The organism is Patescibacteria group bacterium, assembly GCA_041675205.1.
In the GTDB taxonomy this organism is placed as follows: domain Bacteria; phylum Patescibacteriota; class Patescibacteriia; order GWA2-46-9; family GWA2-46-9; genus JBAYUF01.
This window is the reverse complement of the sequence record JBAYUF010000002.1, coordinates 172,254-187,081: the sequence shown is the minus strand read 5'-3', so window position 1 is coordinate 187,081 and position 14,828 is coordinate 172,254. Positions and strand designations below refer to the sequence as shown.

Annotated in this window: 17 protein-coding genes and 4 tRNA genes; 5 read left to right on the top strand and 16 right to left on the bottom strand. The window is 47.4% G+C overall.

The features are described 5' to 3' along the window. The 11 genes from WC052_02165 to WC052_02115 form a co-directional block, all read right to left on the bottom strand. Nucleotides 1–510: RCC1 domain-containing protein (locus WC052_02165; protein ID MFA7286442.1), on the bottom strand; the 510-nt coding region annotated here is incomplete at its 3' end. A 642-nt stretch (nucleotides 511–1,152) separates the two neighbouring features. Further along, nucleotides 1,153–1,308 carry a hypothetical protein gene (locus WC052_02160; GenBank protein ID MFA7286441.1) on the bottom strand — a complete coding sequence of 52 codons (156 nt, stop codon included), beginning with the start codon at nucleotides 1,306–1,308 and terminating at the stop codon, nucleotides 1,153–1,155. Next, nucleotides 1,279–1,365 (bottom strand) — tRNA-Leu (locus WC052_02155). The genes WC052_02160 and WC052_02155 overlap by 30 nt, the downstream gene beginning before the upstream one ends. Nucleotides 1,366–1,409: 44 nt before the next feature. Then, nucleotides 1,410–1,775, bottom strand: a complete 366-nt coding sequence (locus tag WC052_02150) for a 50S ribosomal protein L19 (protein ID MFA7286440.1) — start codon at nucleotides 1,773–1,775, stop codon at nucleotides 1,410–1,412. A gap of 231 nt (nucleotides 1,776–2,006) precedes the next feature. Beyond that, a complete protein-coding gene (locus WC052_02145; protein ID MFA7286439.1) occupies nucleotides 2,007–2,606 on the bottom strand; it encodes a guanylate kinase in 600 nt (199 codons plus the stop codon). Then, on the bottom strand, nucleotides 2,603–3,514 hold the full coding sequence (locus WC052_02140) for an RluA family pseudouridine synthase (GenBank protein ID MFA7286438.1): 912 nt from the start codon (nucleotides 3,512–3,514) through the stop codon (nucleotides 2,603–2,605). The genes WC052_02145 and WC052_02140 overlap by 4 nt, the downstream gene beginning before the upstream one ends. Then, nucleotides 3,483–5,003, bottom strand: coding sequence for an HD domain-containing protein (locus WC052_02135; protein ID MFA7286437.1), 1,521 nt, complete (start codon nucleotides 5,001–5,003; stop codon nucleotides 3,483–3,485). The genes WC052_02140 and WC052_02135 overlap by 32 nt, the downstream gene beginning before the upstream one ends. Nucleotides 5,004–5,098: 95 nt before the next feature. Further along, the gene (locus WC052_02130) at nucleotides 5,099–5,329 is read right to left on the bottom strand and encodes a hypothetical protein (protein MFA7286436.1); all 231 of its coding nucleotides are present in this window, start codon (nucleotides 5,327–5,329) and stop codon (nucleotides 5,099–5,101) included. A 437-nt stretch (nucleotides 5,330–5,766) separates the two neighbouring features. After that, nucleotides 5,767–5,840, bottom strand: a tRNA-Gly gene (locus WC052_02125). A gap of 16 nt (nucleotides 5,841–5,856) precedes the next feature. Continuing rightward, nucleotides 5,857–6,498 carry a VTT domain-containing protein gene (locus tag WC052_02120; protein MFA7286435.1) on the bottom strand — a complete coding sequence of 214 codons (642 nt, stop codon included), beginning with the start codon at nucleotides 6,496–6,498 and terminating at the stop codon, nucleotides 5,857–5,859. Beyond that, nucleotides 6,464–6,847, bottom strand: a complete 384-nt coding sequence (locus WC052_02115) for a metallopeptidase family protein (GenBank protein MFA7286434.1) — start codon at nucleotides 6,845–6,847, stop codon at nucleotides 6,464–6,466. The genes WC052_02120 and WC052_02115 overlap by 35 nt, the downstream gene beginning before the upstream one ends. Nucleotides 6,848–7,030: 183 nt before the next feature. On the opposite strand from WC052_02115, the gene WC052_02110 reads away from it, so the two are divergent. The 4 genes from WC052_02110 (at nucleotide 7,031) to WC052_02095 (ending at nucleotide 8,473) form a co-directional block, all read left to right on the top strand. Next, nucleotides 7,031–7,107: transfer RNA gene (locus tag WC052_02110), tRNA-Met, on the top strand. Nucleotides 7,108–7,428: 321 nt separating this feature from the next. Continuing rightward, nucleotides 7,429–7,773, top strand: a complete 345-nt coding sequence (locus tag WC052_02105; GenBank protein ID MFA7286433.1) for a hypothetical protein — start codon at nucleotides 7,429–7,431, stop codon at nucleotides 7,771–7,773. A 7-nt stretch (nucleotides 7,774–7,780) separates the two neighbouring features. Beyond that, a tRNA-Leu gene (locus tag WC052_02100) sits at nucleotides 7,781–7,866 on the top strand. A 175-nt stretch (nucleotides 7,867–8,041) separates the two neighbouring features. After that, nucleotides 8,042–8,473, top strand: a complete 432-nt coding sequence (locus WC052_02095) for a DMT family transporter (GenBank protein MFA7286432.1) — start codon at nucleotides 8,042–8,044, stop codon at nucleotides 8,471–8,473. An 80-nt stretch (nucleotides 8,474–8,553) separates the two neighbouring features. Here the strand turns inward: WC052_02095 and ppcA are convergent, their stop codons facing one another. The 5 genes from ppcA to WC052_02070 form a co-directional block, all read right to left on the bottom strand. Further along, the gene (ppcA, locus tag WC052_02090) at nucleotides 8,554–10,062 is read right to left on the bottom strand and encodes a phosphoenolpyruvate carboxylase (protein MFA7286431.1); all 1,509 of its coding nucleotides are present in this window, start codon (nucleotides 10,060–10,062) and stop codon (nucleotides 8,554–8,556) included. After that, nucleotides 10,055–11,221 carry a pyridoxal phosphate-dependent aminotransferase gene (locus WC052_02085; GenBank protein MFA7286430.1) on the bottom strand — a complete coding sequence of 389 codons (1,167 nt, stop codon included), beginning with the start codon at nucleotides 11,219–11,221 and terminating at the stop codon, nucleotides 10,055–10,057. The genes ppcA and WC052_02085 overlap by 8 nt, the downstream gene beginning before the upstream one ends. Before the next feature lie 830 nt (nucleotides 11,222–12,051). After that, nucleotides 12,052–13,059, bottom strand: a complete 1,008-nt coding sequence (locus WC052_02080) for an AI-2E family transporter (GenBank protein ID MFA7286429.1) — start codon at nucleotides 13,057–13,059, stop codon at nucleotides 12,052–12,054. Nucleotides 13,060–13,110: 51 nt separating this feature from the next. Next, nucleotides 13,111–13,719: a cob(I)yrinic acid a,c-diamide adenosyltransferase gene (locus tag WC052_02075; protein ID MFA7286428.1), complete on the bottom strand. Its 609-nt coding sequence runs from the start codon at nucleotides 13,717–13,719 to the stop codon at nucleotides 13,111–13,113. Nucleotides 13,720–14,170: 451 nt separating this feature from the next. After that, on the bottom strand, nucleotides 14,171–14,401 hold the full coding sequence (locus WC052_02070) for a hypothetical protein (GenBank protein MFA7286427.1): 231 nt from the start codon (nucleotides 14,399–14,401) through the stop codon (nucleotides 14,171–14,173). Nucleotides 14,402–14,524: 123 nt separating this feature from the next. Here WC052_02070 and WC052_02065 point away from each other — a divergent pair, with 123 nt between their 5' ends. Continuing rightward, nucleotides 14,525–14,815 (top strand): hypothetical protein, encoded by a 291-nt coding sequence (locus WC052_02065; GenBank protein MFA7286426.1) that lies wholly within the window; start codon nucleotides 14,525–14,527, stop codon nucleotides 14,813–14,815. Nucleotides 14,816–14,828: the final 13 nt, after the last annotated feature.

Sequence of the window (14,828 nt, the reverse complement as noted above, 5' to 3'; positions counted from 1 at the left end):
CTGGCCGTAATAGTTCATACCCCAGCAAAAGACCGTGCCGTCAGCACGCAGTGCGCACGAATGTGCATTGCCTGCCGCAACAGTCGTGGTAGCAGCGTCAGCAACCGTATTCAAAATAATGGATGCCGAGCTCCCGGCGCCCGTAACTTCGGTCTGGGTATGTGCGCTTCCTGTAAGGTTAAATCCGGTAGCCGCATTTGCATCGCTCGTCTGGGTAAGCGATTGCGAGGTAACGCCGAGCTGCAAATCAGCGCCTCCATTCACAATCGATAGTGCTGCGTCTTTTACACTGTATTCCGTCCAGCCTGTTTGATTAGATGCATGTACTGCGCTATTTGCTGTTACTCCGCCCGCCCAGTTTGTTTGCGTAAACGTAGAGGCGGCGGCGGCAACTTGGCCGTATGGCAAAATCGTGTACAGAAGTAGGCCACAAATTGCAGCCGAAGCAAAAAATCTTTTAGGAAAATCTTTGTTTACCGTGAAATGTTCAAAAGGAGAAAGAACCGACAATTTAATACAATCTAAATAAAAAGCAGCACATTTTTTTGTGACTTTTTTAGTAGCCCAAGTTACCTTTGTATGACTTTTTTCCACTTTGAAAATAACGATTTCTAGTAAAACAAGTCTGTTAAAATCAGAGCTAGCATACTATATTTTTAACATTTAGTCAAACTATATATTGATAGAATATCGCTGATGCCCCCCTAAAATAGGGACTACTAATATTGTACACATTAGGACACCATCATAATAAAAAACTGATGCGCTGGCTAAGAATATAGCCGAAATATAGCCTTTGTTGTCCACCGCGGCGGACTTCTCTTTTATATCCATTATCATTGTTCGGTTTTCCACCAAAGGAGGATCCGCCCTTGGAGGAGAATACCTGCCGGCAGTGCTACGCACTGGTGTTGCGGGCGAGATTCCGCCGCAGAGAAACTTCTCCGCTCCCCGTCTGTCCGCCTCTGGCGGAACCCCTTCCCCAGGTTCGAGTCCTTCCTTGTCTTCACCAAAAAAAATCACTGACGCAAAGTCAGCAATTTTTTTTGGTGCCCCGCTATTTCGGGACTACTATCGTTATATACATTACTGGTGCGCGGGAGAGGACTCCGTCGCTTCGCTCCTAGAACCCTCGTCGCCAAAGCTCCTCTTTCAAACCCCTCGGTTTGAATAATTCCGCTGCGGGAAAACTTCCGTTTTCCCGACCCCTTTCCCAGGTTCGAGTCCTTCCTTGCCTTCACCAAAAAAAATAGCTGACGCAAAGTCAGCAATTTTTTTTGGTGCGCGGGAGAGGACTCGAACCTCCATGGGATTGCTCCCACTAGCCCCTCAAGCTAGCGCGTATACCAATTCCGCCACCCGCGCGCACAATTTGTAGAGTGTAGCGCCCTGTCAGACGCCACGCAAGGTTACGCCGCAGCAGTAACCTTCTTCACTTCCTTAATTCGCTTCTTTGATGTTCGGAGATAACCAAGCTTTGCTCGACGCACTCGGTAGAGCTTCTTCACTTCAATCTTGTCGATGGTTGGTAAGTGCAGTGGGAAAATCTTTTCAACACCAACGCCATTTGAGATTTTGCGAACGGTAATAGTGGCACCGGCTTCTGAGCCATGCTTCCGACCTATGACCGTACCTTCGAAAATCTGTACACGCTCTTTCTCTTCGCCCTTTGGCGTAACTTCCCGAATTCGTTGGTGTACCCGCACGAGAGCACCCGGCACTACTTCTGGGTACACTGGGCCAACACTCACCACGGCAGCCTCACTGACAGCCACAACTTCTTCAGCCGTCGCCTCTGCTGGCTCGGCTTCAACAGTTTCAGCAGGCACCTCAGCCGCCATCTCTGGGGCTGTAGCTGCTTCTTTTGGTTCTTCAGAAGGGGCAACTGGCACCTCTTCAGTTTTCTCTACTTCTTCTTCAGCCATACAACGCTCAAAAATCGAATAAAAAAGCCCGAATTTCGGGGGTAAAATGCTCAGCTATTCTAAGCAATAACGTACGGTCAGTCAAGAGTGCACTTGCGCAATACTCCGAATGATAGCAGCAACCTCATCAACCGCCTGCCCTAATTTTCCTTGCGTATTCACAATGCGATAATCAAACTCGGTCTGACGTGCTAATTCTTGTTCGGTCTCTGTCCATCGCACCCGCCGCTGTTCTGGGGTAAACGTGTTCGAACTAAGTCGCACTTTTAGTTCGGCAAGGGAACCAGGGAGTATAAAAATGGTTATTGTTCGCAGCGTGCGGGCTCGAAGTGCTGCGGCACCTCGTACGTCAATCTGTTGAATGACATTGTGACCTTGCTGCAACAATGTTAGTAACGGCTCTTTCGGTGTCCCATATTTATAATTACGCACTGGTGCCCATTCGAGTAACTGCTTTTTTGCTATGCGCTCCTGAAATGCATCGTCGGATACGTAATGATACGTCTTCCCGGCTATCTCACCCGGTCGACGCAAACGAGTTGTCATGGTTACGAGTTTCACGAGTCCCAAACTTCTACGCCGGAGCAGCGAACGAAGAATGGTGTCTTTGCCCACACGCGACGGACCCACCAAAAGAAAGAGGGTGCCGGTATTTTTTTGTTTCAGCGGTTTCGGAGTCATGCCGTTATGGTAGTCAAGAAGGTAGCAAGTTCAGCGTCGAGCGGCAACGTATACCGATGCCAAACTTCCTGTGAGTCGCGGAATCCAAGATTCGTCGCCTGCAAAAAAAGTCGAGGCAACGCCACACCCTGAGCCAACACTTTACCGTACAACGCGTCCCCTACCACGGGGTGACCCAGGGCATTGAGGTGGGTTCGTATTTGGTGCGTTCGGCCAGTATGAATGACCACGGAAAGTAACGTGAAGTTAACATACCGAGTAAGCACCGTGTACGCAGTCTCGGCGGACCGTCCTTCACCACCGCTTGGTCGAGCAGCCATACGACCCGGATTTGTTTTCGAGCGACCAATCGGAAACGTTATAAGACCTTCGTCACGATCAATGCTGCCGTGCACCAGTGCGGTGTACTGCTTCTCCACTCGTCGTTCACGAAACTCGTTCACCAACCAGTCATACATAGCTGCCGTCTTAGCGACCACAAGAAGACCAGAAACATCACGATCAAGACGATGCACGATACCGGGGCGGTCCGGCTGACCAACTGTTGCGATGGCTGGTAAATAGTTTAGTAACGCGGAAGTTAAGGTTGGCGCTTTGGCGTTCGGCGCCGGGTGAACAAGAACGCCAGCTTGCTTGACGACAACTAAAAAATCTTCAGTCTCGTCGAGAATAACAAGTTCTGGAGCTGGGGGTGGAGGAATCAACGCCTCTGGATTATCGACAACGGTAATGACTTCTCCTGCTTTTAACCAATGGTGTATGACTGGGGCAACCCCACTAATAAGCACTGCCCCACTACGAATCAGCTGTTGCACCCGACTCCGCGACAACCCAAGGGACGCTACGAGATAGAGGTCGAGGCGTTGTTTCCCTATATCAATTGGAACCTTCAGTGTATGTTCTGGCATATTCGTCTTTTATAAACTCTACGGCAGCCTGCTTGGTGCGTACTGTACCCATCAACTGCTCTTCGCGCAATCGACGTTTCAAAAACCCAATGGCCGGCCCGGCGGCAATACGCACCACGCGCATAATGCCGTCACCACCAAGTAGTGGCGCTGGCAACTTACCATCACGTCGGGGTATCCGCTTCAAATGGCGCTCTAGGTCAACAAGATGTTTTGTGTACGGCTTTCCACTGGCTGGAATAGTGCCGAGCGTATCGGCCAGCAAAAGTGCCTTGAGCTTTTCTGCCAAAGGATGGTCAACGAAGTACTTTAGCACCGTGCGCAACTTCATATCAGTCACCCGACCGTGCAACAAGAGAAGATGGTGCTGAATAAGCCAGCGCACATTTGTTGGCTCAACGTGTAGTCCCGAATCTACTGACATCACAGAGAGCTTCAGTCGCTCACAAATTGCTTCAGCCATTTTTCCACCTTCGACATCGTGCCCATCAAAACGAACACGATCGACGCCATCCTTTTTTGGAGTTCTGAGCATGGTCGGCTTGGCTATGTCGTGTAGTAACACCGTTACAACTAACTCCGCATCAATGCCTGCATGCTTTGCCCGGAAGCGTCTAGAGGCAAGCGCCGCGAGTGCCAACGCAGTGTGCTTCCAAACAGACCCTTCGCTGTGATACTTGCGCGGTTGCGGGCACGTTTTCGTGGCTCGCAGTTCAGGAATTAATTTCTCAAGTGCCGTACTGCGGTCATACAGGTTGAGCGCAATAACGGGATTTGCAACGAACGTCCGCAAAAACTCACGAGCAATCACTTCCCTCGGTACAACAAATTCACCGCTCACTTTTTTTACAAGCCCAGCCGTCGCCACCCGCAGCTCCCGCCAGGTGGCTGGTGCAAATGAAAAATTATGTGTAACGGCAAATCGTAACCCACGCAGGACGCGTGAGTAATCTTCGGCGAACCGAGTTGCCGCATCACCCACCGTACGTAATTGTCGCTTCTTTAAATCAACTATTCCGCCGGTTGGGTCGACAATGCATTTACCACGTATATCCCAGGCTATTGCATTCACCGTATAGTCTCGACGCAAAAGATCCTCTTCGATAGGTAAAGACGCACGACGCACCACCTTTATATCCCTATATGCACCAGTTCCCTTGGCTGGTAAATCAAGCCGCGGCAGCGCAATATCAATGGCCAAGCTGCCGTGTTGACCTGTTGGAACAAATTTTATAACCCCGAACGTCCGGCCGACGGTATTCACTCGGCCATGTCGCTTTAGAAACGTTAGTAATTTCGCCTCGGCAACATTGGTCACTACAAAATCATAGTCTTTCGTTTGTCGACCAAGTAGCAAATCGCGCACCATGCCCCCGACCAAATAAAGATTGGAATCAGGATACGTTTTGAATAAGGCACGGGCAAATGAAAGTTCCCGTGTTCTAATGGCTCTTTTTTGCCAATCTTTTAATATTGTTTCTGGTTTCATAAGACAATGGTATCACAGGGCTTTCTTTGCCGACACGGAAACAACAAAGCCACCCTTGCGGTAAGGGTGGCTTTGATTGAAATGCGACACGACAACTACGCTTCTATATCTGTATTCGTTAATTCCTCGGGTGGTAAAGCATTTTCCCGGCTAATCAATATTTCTTCTGGACTAGGTGCCGTGCCGGGAGCTTCGTCTAAAGGTACGAAACGGCCGTGCGCAGGTTCGTCGCTAGACTCTTCTGTTTCGTCCGGTTTCCTTTCGCGGATAAATCTACTTGCCCAAAAATGCGACTCACCTTTTGGCTCTCCACTGAATAAACCCATATTTTATTATAAAGTTTACTTAATTTATTAAATTATAGCAGATTATTTGAATAAAATCAAGATTCCGCAGCGTAAAATCGAGATCCTTTCTTTGTTGATTCAATGTACTAGTACATTGAATTGTGCGATAAAAATTAATTTAAAAAAACTACATTAGCCTTTGTCTCCGTCAAAAGTTCCCTGGAGTCCCGCCTACGCGGGACTACTGAAATCCTAAACATTTTGAAAAATTAACTCTTTGGAGTCCCGCCTACGCGGGACACCATCATCATTTATCTTTTGTCGTGGTAAAAAACTCGGCTCTGTTGGAGCCCCGCTGCTGCGGGACTACTGTCATCGTAAACATTTTGAAAAATCAAAGATTGAATTCCTTGGAGTCCCGCCTACGCGGGACACCATCATCATTTATCTTTTGTCTCCGTCAAAAGTTCCGCTTTTGGAGCGGGCAAGGGGAATCGAACCCCTGGCATCAGCTTGGAAAGCTGAGGTATTACCATTATACGATGCCCGCCTAAAGTACAGTTTTTCTATCCTAGCGTGCTTTCCTGGGTTCGTGAAGACTTTCTCGACTGCCACCAGCTTTTAATTGGCGGGATAAATGACACCACGATGATTCCAGCAATTATAGGGAGAATGTACTCGTCAATACTTGGCACAAGTGTACCAAGAGTGAACCCAAGTGTCGGTATACCAATCGCCCACAATGCGGCACCGATAAAATTATAAGTGATGAATGTGCGGTACGGCATTTTGCCAACACCTGCGAGAATCGGAGTAAACGTTCTAACAATGGGCATGAATCGTGCCAGCACAATGGCTTGTGCGCCATAGCGAACAAAAAAATTGTGTGCTTGTTCAAGGTGTGCTTTTTTAAAAAATCGAGAATCCTCTCGGGTAAAAATCCGCGGACCAATTCGATACCCAAATGCATACCCAACACTGTCGCCTGCCACTGCTGCTATAAACGAGAGCAGAATGAGCAATGAGAATGAAAAAACACCTTGTGAGGCCAGTAGTCCGGCCGTGAACAGCAGGCTATCCCCCGGCAGAAAGAAACCAATAAGAAGCCCCGACTCTGCAAAAACTATAGCGGCGACGCCCAAGAGTCCGACGGTTTGAATAATTTGGGAAAGATCAAAGTGCAGCATGGCGTCGTTTCTGTGCTGCATTAATGGCGTCGTCATCTAAACCAAAGTGGTGTGCAACTTCATGCCACACAGTGTCGGTGACAATTTTTCGAATACCCTCAGGGGTGTTACCGAGCGCGACAATGGGCTCTTTAAAAATGGTTATTTTATCAGGGAGCACCATGCTGTAGTTTGGTCCGCGACGGGTTTGAGGAACACCCTGGTACAAACCAAGCAGTGTGTGACCCCGAGCTATGGGTACTTCGTTCAGCTGCTCGGGCCGCGCTACTGCTTCTATGGTTATAACCACATTATCCACGAGCTTGCCGAAGTGCTCTGGAATAGCATCTATTCCTTCACGCACAAGCTGGCTGAATACTTCATCGGTCATGGCGCCATGATAACTGATTTGTTGGTCGTCGGCTACGGTTGTCAGAGGCCCGCCACGACTGCTATACTTCGCCCTACTTTATCTCTTCTATGGCAGCCCGCCCAAAGTTTCACATTGTGGCGGGCATGGGGCAACACAAACCCTTCACCTGTGTCATTGTTCGTTGTAGGATCTTATCTCTGTGGCAGGGTAGCTCAGCTGGTTAGAGCAACGCCTTCATAAGGCGGAGGTCGCGGGTTCGAGCCCCGCCCCTGCTACCATAGTGAAACTTTTGACGAAGACAAAAGATAAGTGATATCAGTAGTCCCGCAGCAGCGGGGCTACCATAACGGAAAGAATCTAATGACTTTAGTGCCGTAGTAACGGTGCTACCATAGTGATAGAAAATGCAAGGACGGGAGTGCCGTGACAACGGTGCTACCATAGTGAAACTTTTGACGGAGACAAAAGATAAACGACGACAGTAGTCCCAACGGGGGGCTACCATAGCGGAAAAGTCTAATAACTTTAGTGCCGTGACAACGGTGCTAGATAACGGAAAGATTTAGAAATCCTGCGCATCAATCACACTACCCATTTTTATGTCTGTCAGTAGCCAACTAATTGAGAAAATTCCCGTTATCGTTCTTTTGCTACTGAGTGCTAGCTCGGTAGTCGCCGGTGATTACTTTGCAAAACTTTGGTCAATCAATTCTAGTCGACTACTCTTTGGTTTGGCGGTGCTTGGGTACATCGGCTCTGCTGTTTTTTATATACCAACCTTACTCCGAGAAGGGCTTGTCATAACATCTGTTATCTGGACAATCCTTAGCATCGTTGGTTTTTTAGTCATCGGTGTGCTTATATTCAATGAGGCACTCACGGGGTGGCAAATAGCGGGGGTAACAATTGGTGTTATATCTCTGATTATTTTAAGCTTCTCCTAGTTCATAAGCCCGGGTGGCGGAATGGTATACGCAGGGGACTTAAAATCCCCGGGTCTCACGGCCATGAGGGTTCGACTCCCTCCCCGGGCACCATTAGTGGTCATTTTGATTTTTCAAAATGTTTATACTGACAGTAGTCCCGCAGCGGCGGGACACCACCAAGTCAAACTTGGTTTTGGATAGGTAAAATAAGTGAGGTCAGTAGTCCCGCAGCAATAGAAATCATTCCGAAATATTCGGAATGTGAGGGAAAAAATTTCAAATCTTTATGAAAACCGTTGGGTTTATATACGCCATAGCTGCCGCTGTCACGTGGGGTTTGGTATATACCATAGACCAAAAGATACTGGACAAAGTTTCTCCATTATCCTTGATTTTTGTTGATGCCATTCTCGTAGCCAGTATTACGTTGCCGATAATACTTTTGGATACGCAGTCGCTAAAGGTTTTACTGACGTCCGGAAAACTAAATCTAAGTTTAATTCTTGCTGCCGTAATTTTGGCAACACTAGCAAATTTTTTTATCTTCTCTGGTATAAAAATACTAGGAGCACCAACTGCATCAATTTTTGAAATAGCATACCCATTTTTTGTTATACTTTTTAGTTTTTTGATTTTTAAAACAAGCTTAGATTTCTATTTCCTCCTAGGCTCAGTTTTTATATTTATCGGTTCTTTAATCATAATAAAGCTTGCCTAACTGATTCAGTTACAGATTTTTTCCTCAAGAGTTTTTGCGTCGGTTCGTCGTCAATAAAATTTGCGACTGTCGGACTACCTCTAGCCTATACTCTTTCGAAGCACTGCCAACGGTTGTAAATACTCTTCAAATGACTCACCGGCCTCTAGTCTAGCATGCACCTTTTGAACAATATTCGCGTGCTCAATTTCGTCTTTGGTAACAGGTCCTAAACGTTCCCCAAGATACGCTTCTATGTACTGAACATCTTGCTCAACCTCTTTCCATTCAGGAGACAATGTTGCCAGACGTGCCAATCCTTCTTTACACAAAAAGCCACCGGCTCGTTTCAGCTCACGCCGCAGACCAATATAATACTTCTCTAGCAAGTCCACGCCCATATTTTCCTCAGCATACTTTATTCCCCTACCAGTGCCGATGAGTTCCGGCGGAACGCCAAGTGAGTACAGCGCACCAGTAAAACCTATGGCACGAGGCAGTTGCACTTTTCCAAGACTCCGTGAATAACCAAAAAGACCAATATGCTGCACTCGCTCCCGTCGTCGTGGCAACGCAGAAGCAACCTGCATGATAATTGGCGCAATGCCCTCAACCGTTCGCTGGTAAGCCCCCTCAAAGTATGTAATGAGCGTTAGTAGCTTCTGTTCTTCCGATGGCGTAATCGTTGCTGCCTCGCCTAAGGGGAGCATCGTTTCGAGCAGGCGGATTGCTTCGAGAACCTTTTTTTTGTCAAAATCATACCGAAAAGCACTTTGCAAAAGCGCAGTTTTTATACCTCGATACTCGTGACAAAATTCTGCCACTGTATCGGGTGTTAGTCCCCCACGAAATGGCAAACAAGCTGAACCGATGATTGGGTACAGCCGCACCCCAGTTCTCTGTTCAAGCTCTTGATAACGAGACAAAGCAATTTTTATGGCCAGTACGGTTGGCACTAATCCGGAATTCAATGCTGGATCTGAACGGGCGAGGTACGGCCGAATGTACGCTGGTGTAAAATGAAAGATTCGCTCATGAAGTGCCAAGTACGTTTCCAAAATATGAGCAGACGCGATAATAACATCGACTTGTTCAAAAAGTGGGATAAGTTCAATATGGGTCAGGCCACCTCTCTCGAAGTTGTGCAGCGGATGTTTTAACGACGCCAACTCTTTAAACGATTCTTGAATGGCAATCATCTCTTCGGCTGACTCTGTCATGGGTAAAATGACTTCAAATAAGGGCGGAGCGTGAAGACCAACTTCTTTTGCTAGACCAGCCGCGCCCAAAATGCCCATGAATGCCCTACCCAAACGAAATTCTGTTTCCACCTTTGGGTTTGGAAGACGAAATGTTAAAAACTTATCTTTACCCAGGGGAAAATTTTTAAAGTATTCGAGATGTTCCGCCAACAAACGTTCAATGACCGATTCATCGACAAATTTGCCTTCCCAATCCCATTTGTACTCTGAGACACCGAGCTCGGAAAAAGAAAGGAAGCACTCATGTGTTTCCTGTTGCGTACTAATAAACGCTTCGGTATGCCAATAAGGCGTACCAGCTTGATCTGGGTGTTGTGAAACCATGGTGGCTGGAATCTTTCTATTCATACTTTTTTACAAACCGTTCAATACGTTTTATCCCTTCCTGTAATTCCTCGATGGGTACAGCAAAGCTTAAACGAATATAATTTTTATAAAGGAAAGTTTCGGCTGGAACGACAGCAACTCGTTCTTCGTCAAGTAACGCTTGGCACCAGGCCACTGCGCTCTGAAACTGTTTTCCAAGCAGCGGGCTGATATCGACAAAAAAGTAGAAGGCACCATCAGGAAGCGTGAACGATAGCTGTGGAGTCTTGGCCAGTGCTGCTGCCAAAAAATCACGACGGCTACGGTAGACCGTCCGCATCGCCTCAACTGATTTTTGCGGATGAGTCAGCGCCGCACAGGCGGCTTTCTGAGAAATAGACGACGTACTTGAGGTTGTTTGGCTTTGCAGGGCAACCATGGCATCGATAATATGTTTTGGCCCAGCAGCAAAACCAACCCGCCAACCGGTCATGGCATAACTTTTTGAAAAACCATTTATCGTTACAGTACGTGCTTTTATCTCTTCATTGAGAGATGCGATTGATACATGTCTACGCCCGAATATAATTTTCTCGTAGATTTCGTCAGAAATAACGATTATATTTTTTTCTACGGCAATCTCAGCTATTTTTATCAATTCTTCTTCTTCTATAATCGCCCCGGTTGGGTTAGCTGGACTATTTAATACAATTGCTTTTGTTTTTGAAGTAATACTTTTTTCTAGAGCGGCCGCGGTTAAACGAAAGGGTGGTTCTAGGGTAACAAAGACGGGTGTTGCGCCGCTCAGTCGTACTTGTTCCGCATACGTACTCCATGTGGGCACGGGCACAATAACCTCGTCTCCACTGTCACAAAGTACTTGAAACGCGTGATAGAGCAACTGTTTCGTTCCCACCCCAATAACTATTTCACTTGGGTGATAGAAAACTTTATTTTCATCAAAAAGTTTTTTGCACACTGCCGTCCTCAATTCAACGATGCCACTAGTGGCGGTGTAGTGCGTAAACCCCTTCACTATGGCAGCAATTGCTGCAAAGCGAATACTCCAGGGAGTACCAAAATCTGGTTCACCAATGCCTAAATTCACGACACTAATTCCATGGGACTCTAAAAGTCTCACGTTCTCTTCCAGCGCTAATGTTGGTGAAGAATGAAGTTGTTCTATTCGTTTGGCAAACATACGCATAAATGAAGACAACAAAAAAACCTAGTCTCTATCCATAAAAATTCTGGATAGACAGAGACGAGGTTACTCGTGGTGCCACTCTGTTTTCTTAGACAGTCGCCTGTCTAAGCTTATCAGTGCCCTCTAATTAGGACACCTCTATTCTATAACGGGAATTCCCGGCAAGGTTCTACTTATCTCTTTCAAGAGGTTCTTCCTGCAGCTCCGGAGTGTCAACTCCATCAACGCTTTTTGAATTGTAATTGGATAGTAGCAAAATGCTTTGGGCTGTCAATTTCGTAAACGACAAGACTCGCTTAAACGTATTGAAAAACGTTAGAAAAGAAAGAAGACCCCATACGCACTAAAAGAAAAGAAAGAAAAGAAAGGAAAGGTGGGTGGGTGGGTGTGCTAGAAGGGGCCTCTTTCTGGATAGTGGTGTGCGGGATTTAATGATTCACCCGCTGCCAAATTTCGGTGACCTAGGCGCAGCTGCGCCTATCAAGGCGCAAGGCGCACAAAAGTCACCATATCCAGGTGTGAATTCACAACTCGAAGAGCCGCAGTAATGAAAAAACCGCGTGAAGACGCGGAAACGGGTACGCACGAAGTGCGACCTTTTTTTCCACGCTCTCGATCCTCGGAGAGTTAAGAACTCACTTGAGTAAAATTCGTAGTGTGGCCGGACTGGCTACCGTAGCGGGTCTGTGGGGATTGCTCCCTCTTCCCTACGAACGTTACTTTTTAGAAAAGAACGACCGAAATGTTATCGGTCAAACGAGTATAACAAATTGTAGAAAGGTGTCTAGTGCAAAATTGGGGCCAAACCGAAATATTTACTCACCTTACTCTCCGTCAAGATAGTGGTCCGAAAGATCGAGCAACACTATGAGTAAGGCGAGCGAAATTGGCCCAAGAATAATGCCTAACGGTCCGAAAAGTTGTAGCCCACCGAAGACTGATAACAGCACCAAAAATGGATGGATATTAAAACTGCGACCAATCAGCCAAGGCCGAAGAATATTATCAATTAACCCAACGAGAACCGCCCCCCAGGCAAGTAAGGCAAGCGCCATGATTGGTGAACCAGCATACAACAGGTAAAGCACAGCGGGAACAACGACGAGTGAGGTACCAATGCCCGGAATAAGTGCCGCAAAAATGGCTACCCCACCCCACAGTGCCGGACTTGGGATACCAAAAATCGCAAAACCAATTCCGGCCAATACGCCTTGCGCAACGGCAACAACCACAGTGCCGGTAACGACAGCATTCACCGCTGTTTCAAGCCTGTCGAGTATTTGATAATCTCGTTCTTCTTTAAATGGGCTCACTTTTGCAAATGCCGCCGCAAATCGGTCACCATCTTTCAATATATAAAAAAAGGCAATGGCACTAAGCGCGAAGTTAAAAAGTGCCGACACAGTACCAGACAAAACACCCCGCACATTACCAGCCACACTAAGCCCAATGTCTTGGACGTAGCTGGCCAAATTACTACGAAGCCCTGGCATGTACCGTGACAGGATATCTACAATGTCATCCTCTACACCACCGTAACCACCAAGTCGCAAATAGGTCACGAGACCTCTGGCTTCCAAAAAAACAAGACTCCCCAAAATGAGGAGTGGCACAAGGACAAGCCCCACAGAAATAACCACGGTCAAAAAAGCGGCGGCACCATTTGGCGCACCAACATAACTCTGTAACTTACGATGGACTGGCCGAAAAACAACTGCCAACGCTGCCGCAATCGCCAGTGGTTGTAGATACGGGAAAAAAAGCGCGAATACCAAACTGGCCGCACCGAAAAGCATAGCAAAGAAGAAGAATTGTCGAGAATTTACCTTCATACGCGTAAGTGTAGCATGGCTGGTTCGAAAAAAAAGTTCAGAGGCCGCACCTTAAAAATCTATACCTTTCTGTGCCAAAATGCCTTTATAGTACGGATGCTTCACCATATCGACTCGGCTCACCAAGTCCGCTTTTGCAACTAATGCCTTTGGCGCAAAATGCCCAGTCATAACAAGGTGCGTAAGTGGCGGCTTAACCTTCAAAACTGCGAGAAGGTCTTGCACGGTGATTAACTTTTCTTCTATGGCACTTATTGCTTCATCCATAACGATGAGCTGGTAGTCACCACTCTTCAGGGCACGCTTAGCGCGTGCTAGGCCACGCTTGGCGGCGTCTTTATGCACACGCATCGGCTTCTTATCTCCTAAAATTTTAACAAAACCCTTGCCGGAGGACTCGACATGAACGTGACCAAGTTTCTTGCTTCCTTTGTACAGCGGTAGTAGCTCGCCATAGGCGGCAAAAAAGTCTCGCTCACCGTTTGGCCATTCGCCCTTAATAAAATGAATGATGAAAACATTCATGCCGGTGCCGAGCGCCCGAACGGCCATACCAATAGCGGCCGTAGTCTTCCCTTTACCTCGTCCCTCGTAAATCATAAAAAGACCGTGCTTTTCGGGAATAGTGACGGGTGGAGTGGGTGGATATTTTTTGCCCATATTGTACTTTGTTCAATTAAGATTACACTAAAAAGTACGGAACTACGACCAAGCAAAGCAGCCAAGGAGTGTCCCTATGAATGGTTTAGGTTACCGGAACGGTGGAGGCAGCGGCACGTGTACCAAATGCGACGCCATCGGGCACCTCATCGAGATTAGCGGGGTATCTCGATGCAGCCATTGCGGCGCTGTTTTTTACGCTGCGACCGGCGAACCCGTCGCCGAAGACGAACTCCGGCGAGGACAGCAATGGGAAGCCTGCAGGAAGTTTCTTCTGTGGACCACCTGTGTGGTTCTTCGCAAACAAGCCGCCTGAGAGGGCGGCAACAATGAGGAGAGAGACCTGACGCCCCGGCTTCCCTGCCGAGGCGTCTCTCTGAGAATACTATTTCAAATGAGTGTTTATTGCGGCAGTTTTCACAATATTATTCGTACTCTTTAATTTTTTCCTCTAACATTTTTTTGCGAAGGCATTGGTCATTTTAGGAATATATCCTTTCGCTAATCTAATATAAAATTCTCTAATATTTTCCACTTGCCCCGGCGCCACCTCAACTTCACAAGGACGCGTGATGTGTTCCATATAAAATAACGCTACCTCCATATTAGTGGCTGTTTCGGGTGCCTGCTCTGGAGCAGAAAACTGCGAGTATTCCTTTGGTTCAATGCCTTTATCTTTCATTACTGTATGTTACCAAAATATTTCACTGAGGCATCTCATGACACCTTCTAACATTGACTATTTGAAAACATCGTAGTAATAAAGTATGGTCCCACAATACAACGGAGCGGAGGAAAAAAGTCCATGAGCAATTTAAAGGTATCTACGGCCACACTGATTCAGGGACCATCCCTGACCATCGTGGCAATCACCATGCTACTCGAGGGTCTGAAGGTAGCGGTGTCGATCGATGGTGGCATCTACGAAGGTGTCGTCACTCAAATCGAGATGGCACCGGGGTGCGGATCGGACCATCTGTACGCGAATGTCCGCGTGCCCGACCTCGACGAGAGTAGCGACGACGACTACGCTTCAATCCGGGTCGCGATCACCGCCAACGGGCAGGTGACGGTCCTTCCGAAAGGCAGCGACTAAGTCGCCCCTCCGG

Excerpts from the sequence above, each read along its gene's own strand:
- WC052_02120 (MFA7286435.1), bottom strand. The coding sequence starts at position 6,498 with ATGCAGCACAGAAACGACGCCATGCTGCACTTTGATCTTTCCCAAATT.
- WC052_02115 (MFA7286434.1), bottom strand. The coding sequence starts at position 6,847 with ATGACCGATGAAGTATTCAGCCAGCTTGTGCGTGAAGGAATAGATGCT.
- WC052_02145 (MFA7286439.1), bottom strand. The coding sequence starts at position 2,606 with ATGACTCCGAAACCGCTGAAACAAAAAAATACCGGCACCCTCTTTCTT.
- WC052_02130 (MFA7286436.1), bottom strand. The coding sequence starts at position 5,329 with ATGGGTTTATTCAGTGGAGAGCCAAAAGGTGAGTCGCATTTTTGGGCA.
- ppcA (MFA7286431.1), bottom strand. The coding sequence starts at position 10,062 with ATGAATAGAAAGATTCCAGCCACCATGGTTTCACAACACCCAGATCAA.
- WC052_02160 (MFA7286441.1), bottom strand. The coding sequence starts at position 1,308 with ATGGAGGTTCGAGTCCTCTCCCGCGCACCAAAAAAAATTGCTGACTTT.
- WC052_02070 (MFA7286427.1), bottom strand. The coding sequence starts at position 14,401 with ATGAAAGATAAAGGCATTGAACCAAAGGAATACTCGCAGTTTTCTGCT.
- WC052_02140 (MFA7286438.1), bottom strand. The coding sequence starts at position 3,514 with ATGCCAGAACATACACTGAAGGTTCCAATTGATATAGGGAAACAACGC.
- WC052_02095 (MFA7286432.1), top strand. The coding sequence starts at position 8,042 with ATGAAAACCGTTGGGTTTATATACGCCATAGCTGCCGCTGTCACGTGG.
- WC052_02085 (MFA7286430.1), bottom strand. The coding sequence starts at position 11,221 with ATGTTTGCCAAACGAATAGAACAACTTCATTCTTCACCAACATTAGCG.
- WC052_02105 (MFA7286433.1), top strand. The coding sequence starts at position 7,429 with ATGTCTGTCAGTAGCCAACTAATTGAGAAAATTCCCGTTATCGTTCTT.
- WC052_02075 (MFA7286428.1), bottom strand. The coding sequence starts at position 13,719 with ATGGGCAAAAAATATCCACCCACTCCACCCGTCACTATTCCCGAAAAG.
- WC052_02080 (MFA7286429.1), bottom strand. The coding sequence starts at position 13,059 with ATGAAGGTAAATTCTCGACAATTCTTCTTCTTTGCTATGCTTTTCGGT.
- WC052_02065 (MFA7286426.1), top strand. The coding sequence starts at position 14,525 with ATGAGCAATTTAAAGGTATCTACGGCCACACTGATTCAGGGACCATCC.
- WC052_02135 (MFA7286437.1), bottom strand. The coding sequence starts at position 5,003 with ATGAAACCAGAAACAATATTAAAAGATTGGCAAAAAAGAGCCATTAGA.